The following is a 15,934-nucleotide window of genomic DNA, read 5'->3' as shown; positions in this document are numbered from 1 at the left end:
CACGTGACTGCCAAGCCCCGCATCCCCAATGTCCTGGCCGGCCGCTACGCCTCCGCGGAGCTCGCCGTCCTGTGGTCCCCCGAGTACAAGGTGACGCTGGAGCGGCGGCTGTGGCTCGCCGTGCTCCGCGCCCAGAAGGACCTCGGCATCGAGGTCCCGGACGCCGCCCTCGCCGACTACGAGCGCGTCCTGGAAACGGTCGACCTCGCCTCCATCGCCGAGCGCGAGAAGGTCACCCGGCACGACGTGAAGGCCCGCATCGAGGAGTTCAACGCCCTCGCCGGCCACGAGCACGTCCACAAGGGCATGACCTCGCGCGACCTCACCGAGAACGTCGAGCAGCTCCAGATCCGGCTCTCGCTGGAGCTGGCCCGCGACCGCACGGTCGCCGTCCTCGCCCGCCTGGGCAAGCTGGCCGGCGAGCACGCCGAGCTGGTCATGGCGGGCCGCTCCCACAACGTCGCCGCGCAGGCGACCACCCTGGGCAAGCGCTTCGCGACGGCGGCCGACGAGCTGCTGGTCGCCTACGCCCGGCTGGAGGACCTGCTCGGCCGCTACCCGCTTCGCGGGATCAAGGGGCCGGTCGGCACCGCGCAGGACATGCTCGACCTGCTGGGCGGCGACGCCGCGAAGCTGGCCGACCTGGAGCAGCGGATCGCCGCCCACCTCGGCTTCGCCCAGGCCTTCACCTCCGTCGGACAGGTCTACCCCCGCTCGCTCGACTACGACGTGGTCACCGCCCTGGTGCAGCTGGCGGCCGCCCCCTCGTCGATCGCGAAGACGATCCGCCTGATGGCCGGCCACGAGCTGGTCACCGAGGGCTTCAAGCCCGGCCAGGTCGGCTCCTCCGCGATGCCGCACAAGATGAACACCCGCTCCTGCGAGCGCGTCAACGGCCTGATGGTCATCCTGCGCGGCTACGCCTCGATGACCGGCGAGCTGGCCGGCGACCAGTGGAACGAGGGCGACGTGTCCTGCTCCGTGGTCCGCCGGGTGGCCCTGCCCGACGCGTTCTTCGCGTTCGACGGCCTGCTGGAGACCTTCCTGACGGTCCTCGACGAGTTCGGCGCCTTCCCGGCCGTCGTGGCCCGCGAGCTGGACCGCTACCTGCCGTTCCTCGCGACCACCAAGGTCCTGATGGGCGCGGTGCGGGCGGGCGTCGGCCGCGAGGCCGCCCACGAGGTCATCAAGGAGCACGCGGTGGCCTCCGCGCTCGCCATGCGCGAACAGGGCGCCGAGCGCAACGAGCTGCTGGACAAGCTGGCCGCCGACGAGCGGATGCCGCTGGACCGGGCCCAGCTCGACGCCCTGATGGCCGACAAGCTGTCCTTCACGGGCGCGGCCGGTGACCAGGTCGCCACGGTGGTCTCTCGTATCGAGGCGATCGCCAAGCAGCACCCGGAGGCCGCCGGGTACGCGCCGGGGTCGATCCTCTGACCCCCGAGGAGCTGAGCGCCGCCCGTGACCGCGTCCTCCCGGACGTGGTCGCGGGCGGTCTGCGTGTGCTGTTCTGCGGGATCAACCCCGGTCTCCTCTCCGCCGCGACGGGCCATCACTTCGCCCGCCCCGGCAATCGCTTCTGGCCGGTCCTGCACCTGTCCGGCTTCACCCCGCGCCGCCTGGACCCCGCGGAGCAGGAGGAGCTGCTGACCTACCGGCTCGGCATCACCAACGTCGTCGCCCGCGCCACGGCCCGGGCCGACGAGCTGAGCGCCGAGGAGTTCCGCGAGGGCGGCCGCATCCTGACCTCGAAGGTGGAACTGCTGCGCCCGCAGTGGCTGGCGGTCGTCGGAGTCACCGCCTACCGCACGGCCTTCGGCGAGAGGAAGGCCCAGATCGGCCCCCAGGACCGGACCATCGGCTCCACCCGAATCTGGGCACTCCCCAACCCCAGCGGCCTCAACGCCCACTGGAGCGCGGAGTCCATGGCCCAGGAGTACGCCCGCCTCCGCACGGCCGCCGAACAGACCCCGGACACCGCCTAGGGCGGGTCGATCACCGTCACCGCGGCCATGAGCTGCGGTGAGTGGTCGGCGCCCCACCGGGCCTCGTAGACGGCGACCCAGCGGTCCTCGACCCGCCAGAGGTGAAGGTGGTCGCTGGTGTCGCCGATCTCCTGCCACGGCTGCGGCACCTCGCGCGCCTGCGTCCGCAGCCGCAGGCTGTCGAGAGTGAACCGGTCCGGCTTGCCCCAGCGCTCCTCCAGCCGCAGGGCCAGGGCCTCGAACTCGGCGGCCTCCTGGTCCTCGTGCGCCAGGCGATCGGCCGCGTCCTCGTCCCCGTACCACCGGCTGCCGCCCAGCTCGGCGAGGTGGTAGCCGGGCCCGCTGGTGCCCACTTCGGACCTGCCCCGCACGTCGGGGAAGGCACGCGTCCGGAGCCGGTCGATCGTGTCGAGATGCTCTGCCGTGGTCATGCCGTCAGTATCGCGCCGGGGTCTGACAACTGGCCCGGCGTCACGCGTCCCGCCGGCGCACCGCCAGCCAGCCTCCGGCCAACGCGGCCGCCGCCCACAGCGCGAGCACCCCGAGGCCGCTCCAGGGACCGAGCCGACCGGTGGACTCCATGTGCAGGACGAGCTGCCCCGCCTGGTCCGGCAGGAACTCGGCGACACCGCCCGCGGCCTGGCCGATGATGAACGGCACCATGACGACGAAGGGTATGAGCACGCTCAGCACGATCGCCGCACTGCGCAGCACCGCCGTCAGTCCGGCCGCGAACAGGGCCATGAGCGTCAAGTACACCCCACTGCCGAAGACGGCCCGAAGGGTGCCCGGGTCCCCGAGCGACAGCGCGTACCGGCCCATGAACGCCTGGCCCAGGACGAACGTGAGCAGTCCCGTGACCTGGCCCACCAGGAAGGCGAGCGCACCCACCATGGCGATCTTCGACAGGTAGAAGCGCGTCCGGTTCGGCACCGAGGTCAGCGTCGTGCGCAGGGCGCCGTTGTGGAACTCGGCGGCCAGCGCGCTCGCCCCGAAGGTGAACGCCGCTATCTGGCCGAAGTTGATGCCGTAGAAGGCTCCGAGCAGTGGGTCCTCCCCCAAGCCGCCTGCCTCCGCCTGGCCTATGGCGGCGGCCGCCAGCGCCTGTATTCCGGCGGTGGCCACGAACATGGCGATCAATGCCCCGAACGTGCCGCGCAGGGACCGTATCTTGATCCATTCGGAGTGCAGGACGGGGACGGTGGGCAGAGCGGCGCTCATGGCGAGGCCTCCTTGGGTCTGGGTGAAAGTCAGTGGGTGGCGGCGAACTGGGCGTGATCGGCCGTGAGGTCGAGGTAGGCCTGCTCCAGCGAGGCGCGCTCGTCGGAGAGTTCCAGCACGGGGATGCCTTCGCGGGCGGCCATGCCGCCGAGCTGCTCGGCCCGTATGCCCTCCACGGTCCAGCGCTCGCCGTCGGCGGCCGCCAACTCGAAGCCGTCCCGGGCCAGGGCCGCCCGGAGCCGGATCGGATCCGAGGTGCGCAGCCGCACCTTCGGGGTGCTGCGGGCCTCGATGAACTCCTCCATCGAGGAGTCGGCCAGCAGCCTGCCCTGCCCGAGCACGACCAGGTGGTCGGCCAGCGCCGCCGTCTCGGACATCAGATGGCTGGAGACGAGCACCGTGCGGCCCTCGGCGGCGAGGCCCCGCATCAGCTCGCGGATCCAGATGATCCCTTCGGGGTCGAGCCCGTTGGTGGGCTCGTCCAACAGCAACACCTCGGGATCCCCCAGCAGCGCGGCCGCTATGCCGAGCCGCTGGCGCATGCCGAGCGAGAACGTCTTGATCCGCCGCTTCGCCGCCGAGGCTATCCCCGCCTGCTCCAGCACCTCTTCCGCCCGGCGCACCGGAATGCGGTTGGCGGCGGCCAGGAAGCGCAGGTGGTCACGGGCGGTGCGGCCGCCGTGGGCCGCCTGGGCGTCCAGGAGTGCACCGACCCGGCGGAGCGGGTCGGGGAAGTCGGTGAACCGGGCCCCGCCGATGGTGGCCGTGCCGGAGGTGACGCGGTCCAGGCCCAGCAGCAGACGCATCGTGGTGGATTTGCCGGCGCCGTTGGGGCCGAGGAATCCGGTGACCCGCCCCGGCAGGACGTCGAAGGTGAGGTGGTCCACGGCCGTGGTGCGGCCGTATTCCTTGGTCAGTTCTCGGATCTCGATGCTGTTCATGGCTCAAGGCTCGCCGTCCGCCCCACCCCCCTTCCTCCCCCATGCGAGGGTGCCGTCTCCCCCACGTGGGGGAGACGCATCGTGGCCGGTCACTGCCACGATGGGGGCATGTACCGACTGCTCCGTGCCCCGTTCCAACCGGTGACCTACTCACGCTGGTTGCATCTGTGCGTGCCCGTGCTGCTGCTGGCCCTGTGGATGTTCATAGAGCCGGCGTGGCCGTGGATGCCGTTGGTCATCGTCATACCGTTCGGCCTGGTGCCGTGGGTGCGGCTGGCGGAGGGGCTTCAGGCACAGTTCCTGCTCACACCGCACGATCGCGGCGCCCACGACAGCGGCATCAGTGCCGCGCCGTCGGCGCGGTGGGGCGACCGCTGGCGGACCCTCCTGTGGCTCGAAGCGCGGCTCGCCATCGCGCTCGCCGCCATGGCCGCGACCGTGTGGCTCCCCACGGTCACGGTCGAACTGATCGCGGCCGCGCTCGGGCATCCACTCGGTTCGGACCTCATGATCCCTTTCGCTCCCCCGCGTTGGGCCGCCGCTCTGCTCGTTCCGGTCCCGTTGGTCCTCCTCATCGTCATAGTGGTGCTCCTGGGCGAGCTGGTCACCGCGATCGCGCGCCGACTTCTGGGGCCTTCGGCCGCCGAGCGGCTCACCGCCCTGGAAGCCCGCACCGAGCAGCTGTTGGAGCGCACCCGCATCGCGCGGGAGCTGCACGACTCGATCGGGCACGCCCTGACGGTGGCAGTGGTGCAGGCGGGGGCGGCCCGGGCCGCGGGCAACCCCGAGTTCACCGACCGGGCGCTGAGCGCGATCGAGGAGACGGGCCGGGCCGCGCTGGAGGACCTGGAACGGGTCCTGCTGGTCCTGCGGGAGTCGGCGCAGCCCGTGTCGCAGCGGCCGACGCTGGCCGAGGCGGACCGCCTGCTGGAGTCGGCCCGGGCCTCGGGCTCGGAGGTCGACGCCCAACTGATCGGTCCGCTGGAGCAGTTGCCGGGCCCGGTCACCCGGGAGGGCTACCGGATCCTGCAAGAGGCGCTCACGAACGTACTGCGGCACTGCGGTCCGGTACCGGTCCGGGTCCGGGTGGAGATGGCCGTCGGCAGGCTGGACATGGAGGTCACGAACCCGCTGCCGGAGGAGCCCGCCTTCAGCCCCGGCGGCGGGAGCGGGCTGCGCGGGATGCGGGAGCGGGCCGCGCTGCTCGGCGGAGAGGCCGAGACCGGTCCCTTCGAGGGCAGTTGGAGGGTGCGCGCCCGGCTCCCGCTGGAACGAATACGCTGACCGGATGCCGGTTACCGTTCTGCTCGTCGATGACGAACCCCTGGTGCGCGCGGGTCTGCGTGCCGTCCTGGATGCCCAGCCCGACATCGAAGTGGTGGGTGAGGCGGCCGACGGGGCCTCCGTGGTCCCCCTCGTGCGGCAGCTGAGGCCGGACGTGGTGGCCATGGACGTACGGATGCCGCTGCTCGACGGGATCGAGGCGACGCGGGCCGTGCTGCGGACCGTGGACTCCCCGCCGAAGATCCTCGTGGTGACCACGTTCGAGAACGACGAGTACGTGTACCAGGCACTGCGGGCCGGTGCGGACGGGTTCTTGCTGAAGCGGGCCCGCCCCTCCGAGATCGTGCACGCGGTACGGCTGGTGGCCGAGGGCGAGACGCTGCTGTTCCCGGCGGCCGTGCGGGCGCTGGCCGCCGAGTACGGGAACCGGCAGGCGCGGGCGGTGCTGGAGCGGGCGGCGCTCACCGAGCGGGAGGAGGCCGTGCTGAGGCTGATGACGCGCGGGCTGACGAACGTCGAGATCGCCAAGGAGCTGATCGTCGGCACGGAGACGGTGAAGTCCCATGTGAGCGCGATTCTGGGCAAGCTGGGAGCGCGGGACCGGACCCAGGCGGTGATCACGGCGTACGAGTCGGGCTTCGTCGCCCCGGCCTGAGGGAGAAGCCGGTTCCGGCCGATGGGGGGCTGCGTCTCGCAGCGCCCCCCGGCGCACAGTACGATCCGGCAGACAAGCTCGCTAGCTGGGAGGACACACGTTGGGGCAGCTGACCGGCGGGGACCCCTCTCTGCTCCGGCGGATCAATTCGGCCGTGGTGCTGCGTGCGCTGCGGGCGGCCGGATCGCCGACCCTCACCGACCTCACCCGGGTGACCGGGCTGTCCCGGCCGACCGTCGAGGGCGTGGTCGAGGGGCTGATCGGGACCGGGCTCGTCGTCGAGGCCGGCGCGGAGGAGGGTGCGCGGCGCCAGGGCCGGCCGGCCAGGCGCTACCGCTTCCGGGCCGAGGCGGGGCATCTGCTCGGCATCGAGATCGGCTCGCACCGGGTCGCCGTGCTGCTCTCCGGGCTGGACGGGCGGGTCATCGGCGCCGGCACCAAGGAAGTCGCCGAGACGGCGTCCGCCGACGAGCGGCTGGAGCGGGTGCGGGCGGCCGTGGCCGACCTGCTGCGCCGGGCCGGGGTACCGCGGGACTCCCTGCGGGCGGTCGGCGTCGGCAGCCCCGGGATCGTGGAGGCGGACGGCACCGTGCGCCTGGGCACGGCCCTGCCGGGCTGGACGGGCCTGCCGCTCGGGGAGCGGCTGCGGCGCTCGTTCCGCTGCCCGGTGCAGGTGGAGAACGACGCCAACGCGGCCGCGGTCGCCGAGCACTGGAAGGGCGCCGCCCAGGACACCGACGACATGGTGTTCGTGATGGCGGGGCTCAGCCCCGGCGCGGGCTCCTTGATCGGAGGCCGACTGCACCGCGGGTACGGCGGGGCGGCCGGTGAGATCGGCGCCCTGCACCTGCTGGGCCGCGACGTGACGCCCGAGAAGCTGCTGTCCACGACCGGCGAACCGCTGCACCCGCTGGACGAGCAGGCGGTGGCCGAGGTGTTCACGATGGCCCGCCGGGGCGACGAGCGGGCCGTGGCCGCGGTGGAGCGCTTCATCCAGCGGCTGGTGCACGACGTGGCGGCGCTGGTCCTGGCCATGGATCCGGAGCTCGTCGTGGTCGGCGGCTGGGCGGCCGGCCTGGACGGGGTCCTGGATCCCCTGCGCCGGGAACTGGAGCGCTACTGCCTGCGCCCCCCGAGGGTGGCGCAGTCACTGCTGGGCGAAGCCGCGGTGGCCACCGGAGCCCTGCGCCTGGCGCTGGACCACGTGGAGGAAGAGCTCTTCGCGGTGGAGAAGACGGTCACGACCCGCCGCCGCTGAACCGCCGCGGCGGGGAAGCGATACGGCCCGCTCCCGGCGGGTGGGCCGGGAGGGGGCCCTCGAAGAGCCCGGCGGGGACGCAGGAGCCGGCGGGGACGCCGGATCAGGAGGCGACGCGGGCTTCGTGCGTTATCTCCACGTCGCCCGAGTCTGCGAAGGTCAGGCGGCAGGTGTCGGCGCGGTACGTGGCCACCGAGACGGCCGCCGTCCCCGCGGCGGTGAAGTACCGGGTCGTGACCACGAGCACCGGCGCACCCGGCAGCCGGTCCAGTTCCTTGGCGTCGTCGGCGCGCGCCGAGCCGAGCTCCACCGAGCGGTCCTGCCCGTCCAGGGCGAGCCGCTGGAGCTCGCGCAGCACCGCCCGGGCGCGGGCGGTTCCGGCCGGGTCGTCGATGGCGGAGAGGCCGGGCACGGAAGCGGCCGGGACGTACAGCAGCTCGGCGGCGACGGCCTGCCCGTGGGAGACCCTGGTCCGGCGCACGATGTGCACGGGCTGGTCGGCGGCGGCGCCACCCAGCAGCTTCAGGACGGCGGCGGACGGCAGAGCGGCAGCGGCAGCGGTCCCGTCCGCGTCCACGAGCTCCCAGCCGTCGACGCTCTCGCCGGGCCAGCCCTGCCCCGCGCTGCCGACGGCGACGCCGACCCGCGGCGGTGCCACGGTGGTGCCGACCCCGCGGCGGCGCTGCAGCCGCCCTTCGAGTTCGAGCTGCTCCAGGGCCTGTCGCAGGGTCGCGCGGGCGACTCCGAAGCGGGCGGCGAGCTCACGCTCGTTCGGCAGGATCTCACCCACCGCGAAGTCCTGGTCGAGCGCTTCGCTGAGGACGGTCTTGAGGTGCCAGTACTTAGGCTCCGGCACCGTTTCGAGCTGCGTGGTCCCCACCCTGAGTCCTCCTGCCATCGCTGCAATCGCCGTGTTCCAGCGGCAGTTCCGCGCCTTTGTTTATTAAAGGTTCCTGCACTATCCCTGCGACGATAGGACGGCACACCCCCTTGGTCAAGACCAATCCTCACCCCTTTACCGGGCAGATCGGGCATACGTATCAAGCCGTTCACGCGATGTTCTCGCTCACCGCGACACGCGCCGGAGGCTTGTCCCGCCGGGCTACCGGGCGGTAATCATGGCGGTAGTCATTACTGACAACCTGTCTCACACGCGTCCACCCGACGAGGAGCAGCATGACCGCCACGGTCTCCTTCCCGATCGAATCGCCGCTGGGCCCCCGCACCGCCACCGTCGCCTACGAGCGCAAGGGCGCGGGCACACCGCTCCTCCTGCTGCACGGCATCGGCCACCACCTCCAGGCCTGGCACCCGGTGACCGACATCCTGGCCGCCGAGCACGACGTGATCGCCGTCGACCTGCCCGGCTTCGGCGCCTCGGGGCCGCTGCCCCAGGGGGTCCCGTACGACCTCGGCACCTTCGTCCCGGCTCTCGGCGCGCTCTGCGCGGCCCTCGGTGTCGAGCGCCCGCACGTCGTCGGCAACTCCCTCGGCGGACTCCTCGCCCTGGAGATGGGCCGGAGCGGCCTCGTCCGCTCGGTCACCGCGCTCTCCCCCGCCGGGTTCTGGACCGAGGCCGAGCGCAAGTACGCCTTCGCCACCCTGCGCGCGATGCGCGTCGGCGCCCTCACGCTGCCCCCTTCCACCCTGGAACGGCTCTCGCGCAGCGCCGCCGGCCGGGCCGCGCTCACGGGCACCATCTACGCGCACCCGGCCCGCCGTTCCCCGGAGGCCGTGGTCGCCGAGACCCTCGCCCTGCGCGACGCCACCGGCTTCGAGGAGACGCTGGCCGCGGGCCGCTCCGTACGGTTCACCTCGGACGTGCCCGGCCTGCCGGTCACCATCGCCTGGGGCTCCCGCGACCGCCTGCTCCTGCCCCGCCAGGGCGTACGCGCCAAGCACACGGTGCCGGACGCCCGCCTGGTCCGGCTCCGCGGCTGCGGCCACGTACCGATGAACGACGACCCGGCGCTGGTCTGCCGCGTGGTTCTGGACACGGTGCGCGCCACAACCGGCCATTCGGCCTGAGCGGCTGACGGCTGTTCATCCACGGTTCGGTTGGGCGACGCGGGCGGGCCCGTGTGCGACGGCACACTGGTCCGACCCGTCCCCGCCGGCCCCTGGAGACGCTCCGATGGCACCGATGCCGCACACCCGACGGTCCCTGCTCGGCGGTTCACTCGCCGTTCCGGTGGGCCTTGCCCTGTCCGGCGCGCTCGCCGCGCCCGCGTTCGCCGCGCCCACCACCGCCGCGGCGTTCACCCGCTCCGGGCGCCCGAGCGCGCCGTGGGGCACCCAGTCCGGTGAGATCACCGCGCACTCGGCCACCGTCTGGACGCGCGCCGACCGCCCCGCGCGGATGTACGTCGAGACCTCCCCGAGCGAATCGTTCCGCTACGGCGTCCGGCGGCACGGCGGCCCCTTCCTCGGCCCCGCCACAGACTTCACCGGCACCGCGACCCTGCGCGACCTCCCGCCCGGGCAGCAGATCCACTACCGGGTGGTCCTGGCCGACCCGGACGACCCGCGCCGCACGGGCGAGCCGGTCCGCGGCACCTTCCGGACCACCCCCGTCTCCCGCCGCCACGACGTGCGCTTCCTGTGGTCCGGAGACCTCGCGGGACAGGGCTGGGGCATCAACCCCGACCTCGGCGGCTACCGCGTGTTCGACGAGATGCGCCGGCGCGACCCCGATTTCTTCCTCTTCAGCGGGGACACCATCTACGCCGACGGGCCGATCCAGGCCTCCGTCCCGCTGCACGACGGCAGCATCTGGCGCAACATCACCACCGAGGAGAAGGCGAAGGTCGCCGAGACCCTCGACGAGTTCCGCGGGAACTTCCGCTACAACCTGCTCGATCACAACCTCCGCGACTTCAACGCCCAGGTACCGGTCCTCGCCCAGTGGGACGACCACGAGGTGCGCAACAACTGGTACCCCGGCCAGGTGATCGACGACCCCCGCTACACCGTGCGCGACGTCGACACCCTCGCCGGCCGCGCCCGCCGCGCCTTCGGCGAGTACTTCCCGGTCACCGACCTCCGCGGCGGCCGCGCCGAGGGCCGCATGTACCGGGTGATGCGGTACGGGCCGCTGCTCGACGTGTTCGTCCTCGACATGCGCACCTACCGCGACGCCAACTCCCCCGGCCGCCAGACAACGGACCCGGTCGGCATCCTGGGCCGGGAGCAGCTGGCCTGGCTCAAGCGCGAGCTGTCGCGCTCCCGCGCCACGTGGAAGGTCATCGCCGCCGACATGCCGCTGGGCATCGTCGTCCCCGACGGGACCGAGAACTTCGAGGCCGTCGCCCAGGGCGACCCGGGCGCCCCGCTCGGCCGCGAGCTCCAGATCGCCGAACTCCTGCGCCACATCAAGCACCAGCGCATCACCGGCACCCTCTGGCTCACCGCCGACGTCCACTACACGGCCGCGAACCACTACGCCCCCGAGCGGGCCGCCTTCACCGACTTCGCGCCGTTCTGGGAGTTCGTCTCCGGCCCCGTCGGCGCGGGCGGGTTCCCCGCCGGGAAGCTCGACGCCACCTTCGGCCCCGAGACCGCGTACGTCCAGTCGGCCCCGGTCGCCAACATGTCACCGTCCGAGAACCCCCCGTACTACGGGGAGGTCGAGATCGACGGCGAATCCGGGGAGCTCACCGTCCGGTTGCGCCGCCAGGGAGGCGGCGTCCTGTTCACCACCTCGCTCCAGCCCGGACGCGTGGGTCAGTAGCGACCCCAGGTCCGGAGCCCGGGAGAGCCGCGTCCGCGGGCGGCCGGCGCCGGAGCCGGGGAGGTTCCGGCGCCCCGGCTCCGGCTCCCCCGGCCCGCCGCCGCGGATTCCGGATGCCTGCACCCCGTTCGAAGAACCGGGCGAAATCGGCCAGATGGATACTTAACCAGGCGGACACAGATCGTTCGTGATCACGCAACACCCCTGCGTCACAGTGGCATGCATGACTGAACGCAACCACGTCCCCGCCCAGCGCCACCACCGCCACCACTGGCGCCGCGACCTCGTCGAACTGGCCGCACTGTTCTGCGCCGTCGCGGTCGCCGACGGCATCGCCAATCTCGTCGCGCACGGCCCCGACGGCCCGGTCCTGCTCATCGCCTCGGCCGTCGCGCTGCTCGTCACGACGGCCTTCCACACCTGGTGGGCGCGCCGCCACAACAGCCATGCACCGCCGCCGAGCGCGGCGCCCTCCGATCCGGCCGCGGGCGCCGATCCGGCAGCGTCCGCGCCCGAGAGCGCCACCGCCCCCACCACCTCGCTGTGGCGGATGCGGACGACCGTACGGGACGAGCCCGGCAGCCTGGCCGCGATCTGCGGCGCGCTCGCCCACCACCGGGTCGACGTCCTGACCCTCCAGACCCACCCGCTCCCCGAGGGCGGCACCGTCGACGAGTTCCTGCTGCGCTCCCCGCACCTGCTGACCTCCGCCGAACTCTCGCGCGCCGTCGCCGGAGCCGGCGGCCACAGCACCTGGATCGAACGCGCCGACGCCCACGATCTCGTCGACACCCCGACCCGCGTCCTGGGCCTGGCCACCCGCACCGCCCTGGACGCCGCCGAGCTGCCGCTGGCGCTGCGCCAGCTGCTCGGCCGCTGCACCATCCACTCGATCCCGGCCACCACCCTCTCCGGCCGCCCCAACGCGGGCGCCGACGCCCCGGTCGAGGGCGTCCTGGAGGCGACGGTGATGCGGCTGCGCGACCCCTCCGGGGGCGCCATCACCGTCGAGCGCCCGTACCTGCCGTTCACCCCGACCGAGTTCGCCCGGGCCCGCGCCCTCGTCGAGCTCGACGCCCGGCTCGGCCCGCGCGTCCCGCGCAGCCAGGACGTGCTGACCCTGCCCGAGGGCAACGAGATCACGGTGCGCCGCGCCGACGGCTCCGACCTCGCCGCCGCCCGCGCGATGCACGACCGCTGCTCCGATCGCACCCTGGGTCTGCGGTACCACGGTCCCGTCGCCGACGCCGACCGCTACCTCGGCCACCTGCTGAGCCCCCGGTTCGGCCGTACGCTGGCCGCCACCACCGCGTCCGGCAAGCTCGTCGCCCTCGGCCACCTGCTGTGGGACGGGGACGAGACCGAGGTCGCGCTCCTGATCGAGGACGACTGGCAGCGCCGCGGCATCGGCTCCGAACTGCTGGGCCGCCTCATCGCGATGGCCACCGAGACCGGTTGCGACAGCGTGTACGCCGTCACCCAGTCCTCCAACACCGGCATGGTCGCGGCCATGCGCGGCCTCGGCCTCCCCCTCGACTACCAGATCGAGGACGGCACCCTTGTGATCACGGCCCGGCTGGACACGACCCCGGCCGTCTCCGGCGCCGCGTACGAGCTCCCGCGCGCGCAGCAGCCGTACGGGCAGCAGCCTCACGGGCAGCAGCCGTACGGGCAGCAGCGCTCCCGCTGAACCGCGCGCGGCGGGATCCCGGCACGGCATCCGCTGTGGACCCGGCTCCGGACCGGCACCGCCACACCCGGCCGACACCGGCGCCCGGCCGCCGACCGCACGGGAGCGGGGGGCAGGCTCCGCCGCTCCCGTGCACGTCAGGAGGCTGACAGCGAACGGTGATGACGCGGGGCCGTCCTCCGTACGAAGATGGCCGCATGTCAGAGACCCTTCGCAGCGACAGCGCCTCCCGGCTGCCCCGCCAGGTCGCCGACGCCTATGTCGACGACCTCATTGCCATCGATCCGATCTCGGGCACCTATCTCGGTGTCGCGGCGTGCTCCAGCCGACTCCCGGACTTCTCGCCGGCCGGCCGTGCGGCCGCCGCCGACCTGTCCCGTTCCACCCTCGCCCGCCTCGACGCCGCCGAGCGGCTGCCCGGCGCCGACAGCGACGCCGAGCGCCGCTGCGGCCGGCTGCTGCGCGAGCGCCTCAACGCCGAACTGGCGGTGTACGAGGCGGACGAGGACCTGCGCTCCGTCAGCAACATCCACTCGCCCGCCCACGCCGTCCGCGACGTCTTCACCTTGACCCCGTCCGACACGGACGAGGACTGGACCGCCATCGCCGAGCGGCTGCGCGCGGTCCCCGCCGCCCTCGCCGGCTACCGCGAAAGCCTCGCACTCGGCCTGGACCGCGGCCTGTACGGGGGCCCGCGCGCCACGGCCACCTTCATCGACCAGCTCACCACCTGGGCGGGCGAAGACGGCGAGGGCGAGGGCAGTGAGAGCGAGGACGGTGAGGGCGAGGGCCGCGGCGAGGCCTTCTTCGGCGAACTCGCCTCCCACGGCCCGCAAGCGCTGCGCACCGGACTGGAAGAAGCGGCCGCCGGAGCCACCGCGGCCGTCGCCGAACTGCGCGACTGGATGCGCGACGTGTACGCGCCCGCCGTCGCCGACGCGCCGGACCCGGTGGGCCGCGAGCGCTACGCCCGCTGGTCCCGGTACTTCAACGGCACGGACCTGGACCTGGACGAGGCGTACGCCTACGGCTGGTCGGAATACCACCGGCTGCTCGCCGAGATGAACGCGGAAGCCGCCAAGATCCTGCCGGGCGCAGGTCCCTGGGAAGCGCTCAAGCACCTCGACGAACACGGCACCCACATCGAGGGCGTCGAGGAGGTCCAGGCCTGGCTGCAGGGCATCATGGACGAGGCCATCGAGAACCTCGACGGCACCCACTTCGAGCTCGCCGAGCGCGTGAAGCGGGTGGAATCCATGATCGCCCCGCCGGGCGGCGCGGCGGCCCCGTACTACACGAACCCCTCGGAGGACTTCTCCCGTCCGGGGCGCACCTGGCTGCCGACGATGGGCCAGACCCGCTTCCCGGTGTACGACCTGGTCTCCACCTGGTACCACGAGGGCGTTCCGGGCCACCACCTCCAGCTCGCGCAGTGGGCGCACGTCGCCGACCGGCTCTCCCGCTACCAGGCGAGCGTCGGCCTCGTCAGCGCCAACGTCGAGGGCTGGGCGCTGTACGCCGAGCGGCTGATGGACGAGCTCGGCTACCTCAAGGACGCCGAGCAGCGGCTGGGCTACCTGGACTGCCAGATGATGCGCGCCGCCCGCGTCATCGTGGACATCGGCATGCACCTGGGTCTGGACATCCCGGCGGATTCGCCGTTCCACCCGGGCGAGCGCTGGACGGTGGAACTGGCCCAGGAGTTCTTCGGCCTGCACAGCGGCCGGCCGGCGGACTTCATCGAGAGCGAGGTGACCCGCTACCTGTCGATGCCGGGCCAGGCGATCGGCTACAAGCTGGGCGAGCGGGCCTGGCTGCTCGGCCGGGACAACGCCCGCGCCGCGCACGGCGACTCCTTCGATCTGAAGGCGTGGCACATGGCGGCGCTGTCGCAGGGCTCGCTGGGCCTGGACGACCTGGTGGACGAGCTGTCGAAGCTCTGACCGAGCGCGGTCGCTCCTCTGACCGACCGCGGTCGCGTACGGGCCGCCCGCACCCTCACGAGGGAGTGGGCGGCCCGTACGGCGTTCCCGGCGCGCGGGCGTCCCTCAGCAGCCGCAGTCGTCGGAGTCGGTCGGCGCGGTCAGCGGGTCCGCCGCGGTGCGCCGCTCGCTGCCCTGCCAGGTCTCGACCTCGAAGCCCTCGCGGATCCAGTACTCGATGCCGCCGAGCATCTCCTTGACCTGGAAACCGAGCTGGGCAAGGGCGAGGGCGGAGCGGGTGGCTCCGTTGCAGCCGGGGCCCCAGCAGTACGTGACCACCGGAAGGCTCTTGTCGAGCAGCCGCTCGGCCTGTTCCGGGATGAGGGCGGTCGGCAGGTGGACCGCACCCGGCACGTGGGCCTGGTCCCAGGCCGGGGTCGAGCGGGAGTCGAGCAGCTGGAAGCCGAGCTCGGAGCCCTGCTCGCGGTGGGCCTTGAAAGCGGCGGCGACATCGGACACGTCCGCGTGGAAGGCGAGGCTCGCGGCGAAGTAGGCGGCGGCCGCGGCCGGCGCGGCCGGAGGCACCCGGAGCACGGGGTTCGCGGCGGAAGCCGGGGCGGTGGTGGCGGGGGCGGTGTGGGCCGGGGCGGTGGTGTTCCGTGTCGTCGTCATGGCTTTGAATCTACGAGCCCCTGATCATCTCGGGAAGCGCCTTTCCCCGGCCTTCCCCTTGTTCGGCCGGGGATTCCCCTGGTACATCTGCATCATGACCGACTATTCCCCTGACGCCACCGACTGGCGCATCCTGACGGCCCTCCAGGAGGACGGCCGGGCGAGCTTCGCCGACCTCGCGCGCACCGTCTCGATGTCCGCGAGCGCGGTCACCGAACGGGTGCGCCGCCTGGAAGAGGCCGGCGTGATCACCGGGTACACCGCCGTGGTCGACCCGGAGAAGCTGGGCAAGTCCATCCTGGCGCTGGTCCGGCTGCGCTATCCGCACGGCAACTACAAGCCCTTCCACGACCTGCTGGAGGCGACCCCGGAGATCCTGGAGGCCCACCACGTCACGGGCGACGACTGCTTCGTGCTCAAGGTCGCCACCCGCTCGATGGGCCACCTGGAGGAGGTCGCGGGCCGGATCTCGGGCCTCGGCTCCGTCACCACGAGCATCGTGTACTCCTCCCCCCTGTCCCGGCGCCCGCTGAGCCCGTGAATCCCGCGTCGCGGGAACCGGGGCTCAGTCGGTGA

15 protein-coding genes are annotated in these 15,934 nt (G+C 72.9%); 10 read left to right on the top strand and 5 right to left on the bottom strand.

The window, feature by feature from the left end:
• Positions 1-3 precede the first annotated feature (3 nt).
• A complete protein-coding gene (gene purB / locus AB0M92_RS18560) occupies positions 4-1,437 on the top strand; it encodes an adenylosuccinate lyase (protein ID WP_366103267.1) in 1,434 nt (477 codons plus the stop codon).
• Positions 1,434-1,985 carry a G/U mismatch-specific DNA glycosylase gene (gene mug / locus AB0M92_RS18555; RefSeq protein ID WP_366103461.1) on the top strand — a complete coding sequence of 184 codons (552 nt, stop codon included), beginning with the start codon at positions 1,434-1,436 and terminating at the stop codon, positions 1,983-1,985. The genes purB and mug overlap by 4 nt, the downstream gene beginning before the upstream one ends.
• Here the strand turns inward: mug and AB0M92_RS18550 are convergent.
• The 3 genes from AB0M92_RS18550 to AB0M92_RS18540 are packed head-to-tail and all read right to left on the bottom strand — an operon-like array spanning position 1,982 to position 4,147.
• Complete coding sequence (locus tag AB0M92_RS18550) at positions 1,982-2,416, bottom strand: hypothetical protein (protein WP_366103266.1); 435 nt, start codon at positions 2,414-2,416, stop codon at positions 1,982-1,984. The two genes, mug and AB0M92_RS18550, sit on opposite strands and share 4 nt — an antisense overlap.
• A 40-nt stretch (positions 2,417-2,456) precedes the next feature.
• Positions 2,457-3,206 (bottom strand): ABC transporter permease, encoded by a 750-nt coding sequence (locus AB0M92_RS18545; protein WP_366103265.1) that lies wholly within the window; start codon positions 3,204-3,206, stop codon positions 2,457-2,459.
• Between the two features lie 29 nt (positions 3,207-3,235).
• The gene (locus AB0M92_RS18540; protein ID WP_366103263.1) at positions 3,236-4,147 is read right to left on the bottom strand and encodes an ATP-binding cassette domain-containing protein; all 912 of its coding nucleotides are present in this window, start codon (positions 4,145-4,147) and stop codon (positions 3,236-3,238) included.
• A gap of 108 nt (positions 4,148-4,255) precedes the next feature.
• Between AB0M92_RS18540 and AB0M92_RS18535 the strand changes: the two genes are divergently transcribed.
• From AB0M92_RS18535 to AB0M92_RS18525, 3 genes are all read left to right on the top strand, one after another.
• Positions 4,256-5,431 carry a histidine kinase gene (locus tag AB0M92_RS18535; RefSeq protein ID WP_366103261.1) on the top strand — a complete coding sequence of 392 codons (1,176 nt, stop codon included), beginning with the start codon at positions 4,256-4,258 and terminating at the stop codon, positions 5,429-5,431.
• A gap of 4 nt (positions 5,432-5,435) precedes the next feature.
• Positions 5,436-6,086: a response regulator transcription factor gene (locus AB0M92_RS18530; RefSeq protein ID WP_366103260.1), complete on the top strand. Its 651-nt coding sequence runs from the start codon at positions 5,436-5,438 to the stop codon at positions 6,084-6,086.
• Positions 6,087-6,186: 100 nt separating this feature from the next.
• Positions 6,187-7,344, top strand: a complete 1,158-nt coding sequence (locus AB0M92_RS18525) for an ROK family transcriptional regulator (protein ID WP_048476853.1) — start codon at positions 6,187-6,189, stop codon at positions 7,342-7,344.
• Positions 7,345-7,447: 103 nt separating this feature from the next.
• Here AB0M92_RS18525 and AB0M92_RS18520 read toward each other — a convergent pair whose 3' ends face one another.
• Complete coding sequence (locus tag AB0M92_RS18520; protein ID WP_366103259.1) at positions 7,448-8,224, bottom strand: GntR family transcriptional regulator; 777 nt, start codon at positions 8,222-8,224, stop codon at positions 7,448-7,450.
• A gap of 296 nt (positions 8,225-8,520) precedes the next feature.
• Between AB0M92_RS18520 and AB0M92_RS18515 the strand changes: the two genes are divergently transcribed.
• The 4 genes from AB0M92_RS18515 to AB0M92_RS18500 all read left to right on the top strand — a co-directional run bounded on the left by AB0M92_RS18515 (position 8,521) and on the right by AB0M92_RS18500 (position 14,707).
• A complete protein-coding gene (locus AB0M92_RS18515) occupies positions 8,521-9,372 on the top strand; it encodes an alpha/beta fold hydrolase (protein ID WP_366103258.1) in 852 nt (283 codons plus the stop codon).
• Positions 9,373-9,487: 115 nt separating this feature from the next.
• Complete coding sequence (locus AB0M92_RS18510; RefSeq protein WP_366103257.1) at positions 9,488-11,074, top strand: alkaline phosphatase D family protein; 1,587 nt, start codon at positions 9,488-9,490, stop codon at positions 11,072-11,074.
• A gap of 223 nt (positions 11,075-11,297) precedes the next feature.
• Complete coding sequence (locus AB0M92_RS18505; RefSeq protein ID WP_366103256.1) at positions 11,298-12,764, top strand: GNAT family N-acetyltransferase; 1,467 nt, start codon at positions 11,298-11,300, stop codon at positions 12,762-12,764.
• Positions 12,765-12,961: 197 nt separating this feature from the next.
• Entirely contained in the window at positions 12,962-14,707 is a 1,746-nt protein-coding gene (locus AB0M92_RS18500; protein WP_366103255.1) for a DUF885 domain-containing protein, read from the top strand.
• A gap of 105 nt (positions 14,708-14,812) precedes the next feature.
• Here AB0M92_RS18500 and AB0M92_RS18495 read toward each other — a convergent pair whose 3' ends face one another.
• Positions 14,813-15,358, bottom strand: coding sequence for a rhodanese-like domain-containing protein (locus AB0M92_RS18495; RefSeq protein ID WP_366103254.1), 546 nt, complete (start codon positions 15,356-15,358; stop codon positions 14,813-14,815).
• Positions 15,359-15,452: 94 nt separating this feature from the next.
• Here AB0M92_RS18495 and AB0M92_RS18490 point away from each other — a divergent pair, with 94 nt between their 5' ends.
• Positions 15,453-15,899, top strand: coding sequence for an Lrp/AsnC family transcriptional regulator (locus AB0M92_RS18490; protein ID WP_366103253.1), 447 nt, complete (start codon positions 15,453-15,455; stop codon positions 15,897-15,899).
• Positions 15,900-15,934: the final 35 nt, after the last annotated feature.

The organism is Streptomyces sp. NPDC051582 (assembly GCF_040681715.1).
Classification (GTDB): Bacteria; Actinomycetota; Actinomycetes; order Streptomycetales; family Streptomycetaceae; genus Streptomyces.
The sequence above is the reverse complement of the archived record's forward strand: the minus strand, read 5'-3'. Positions and strand labels throughout refer to the sequence as shown.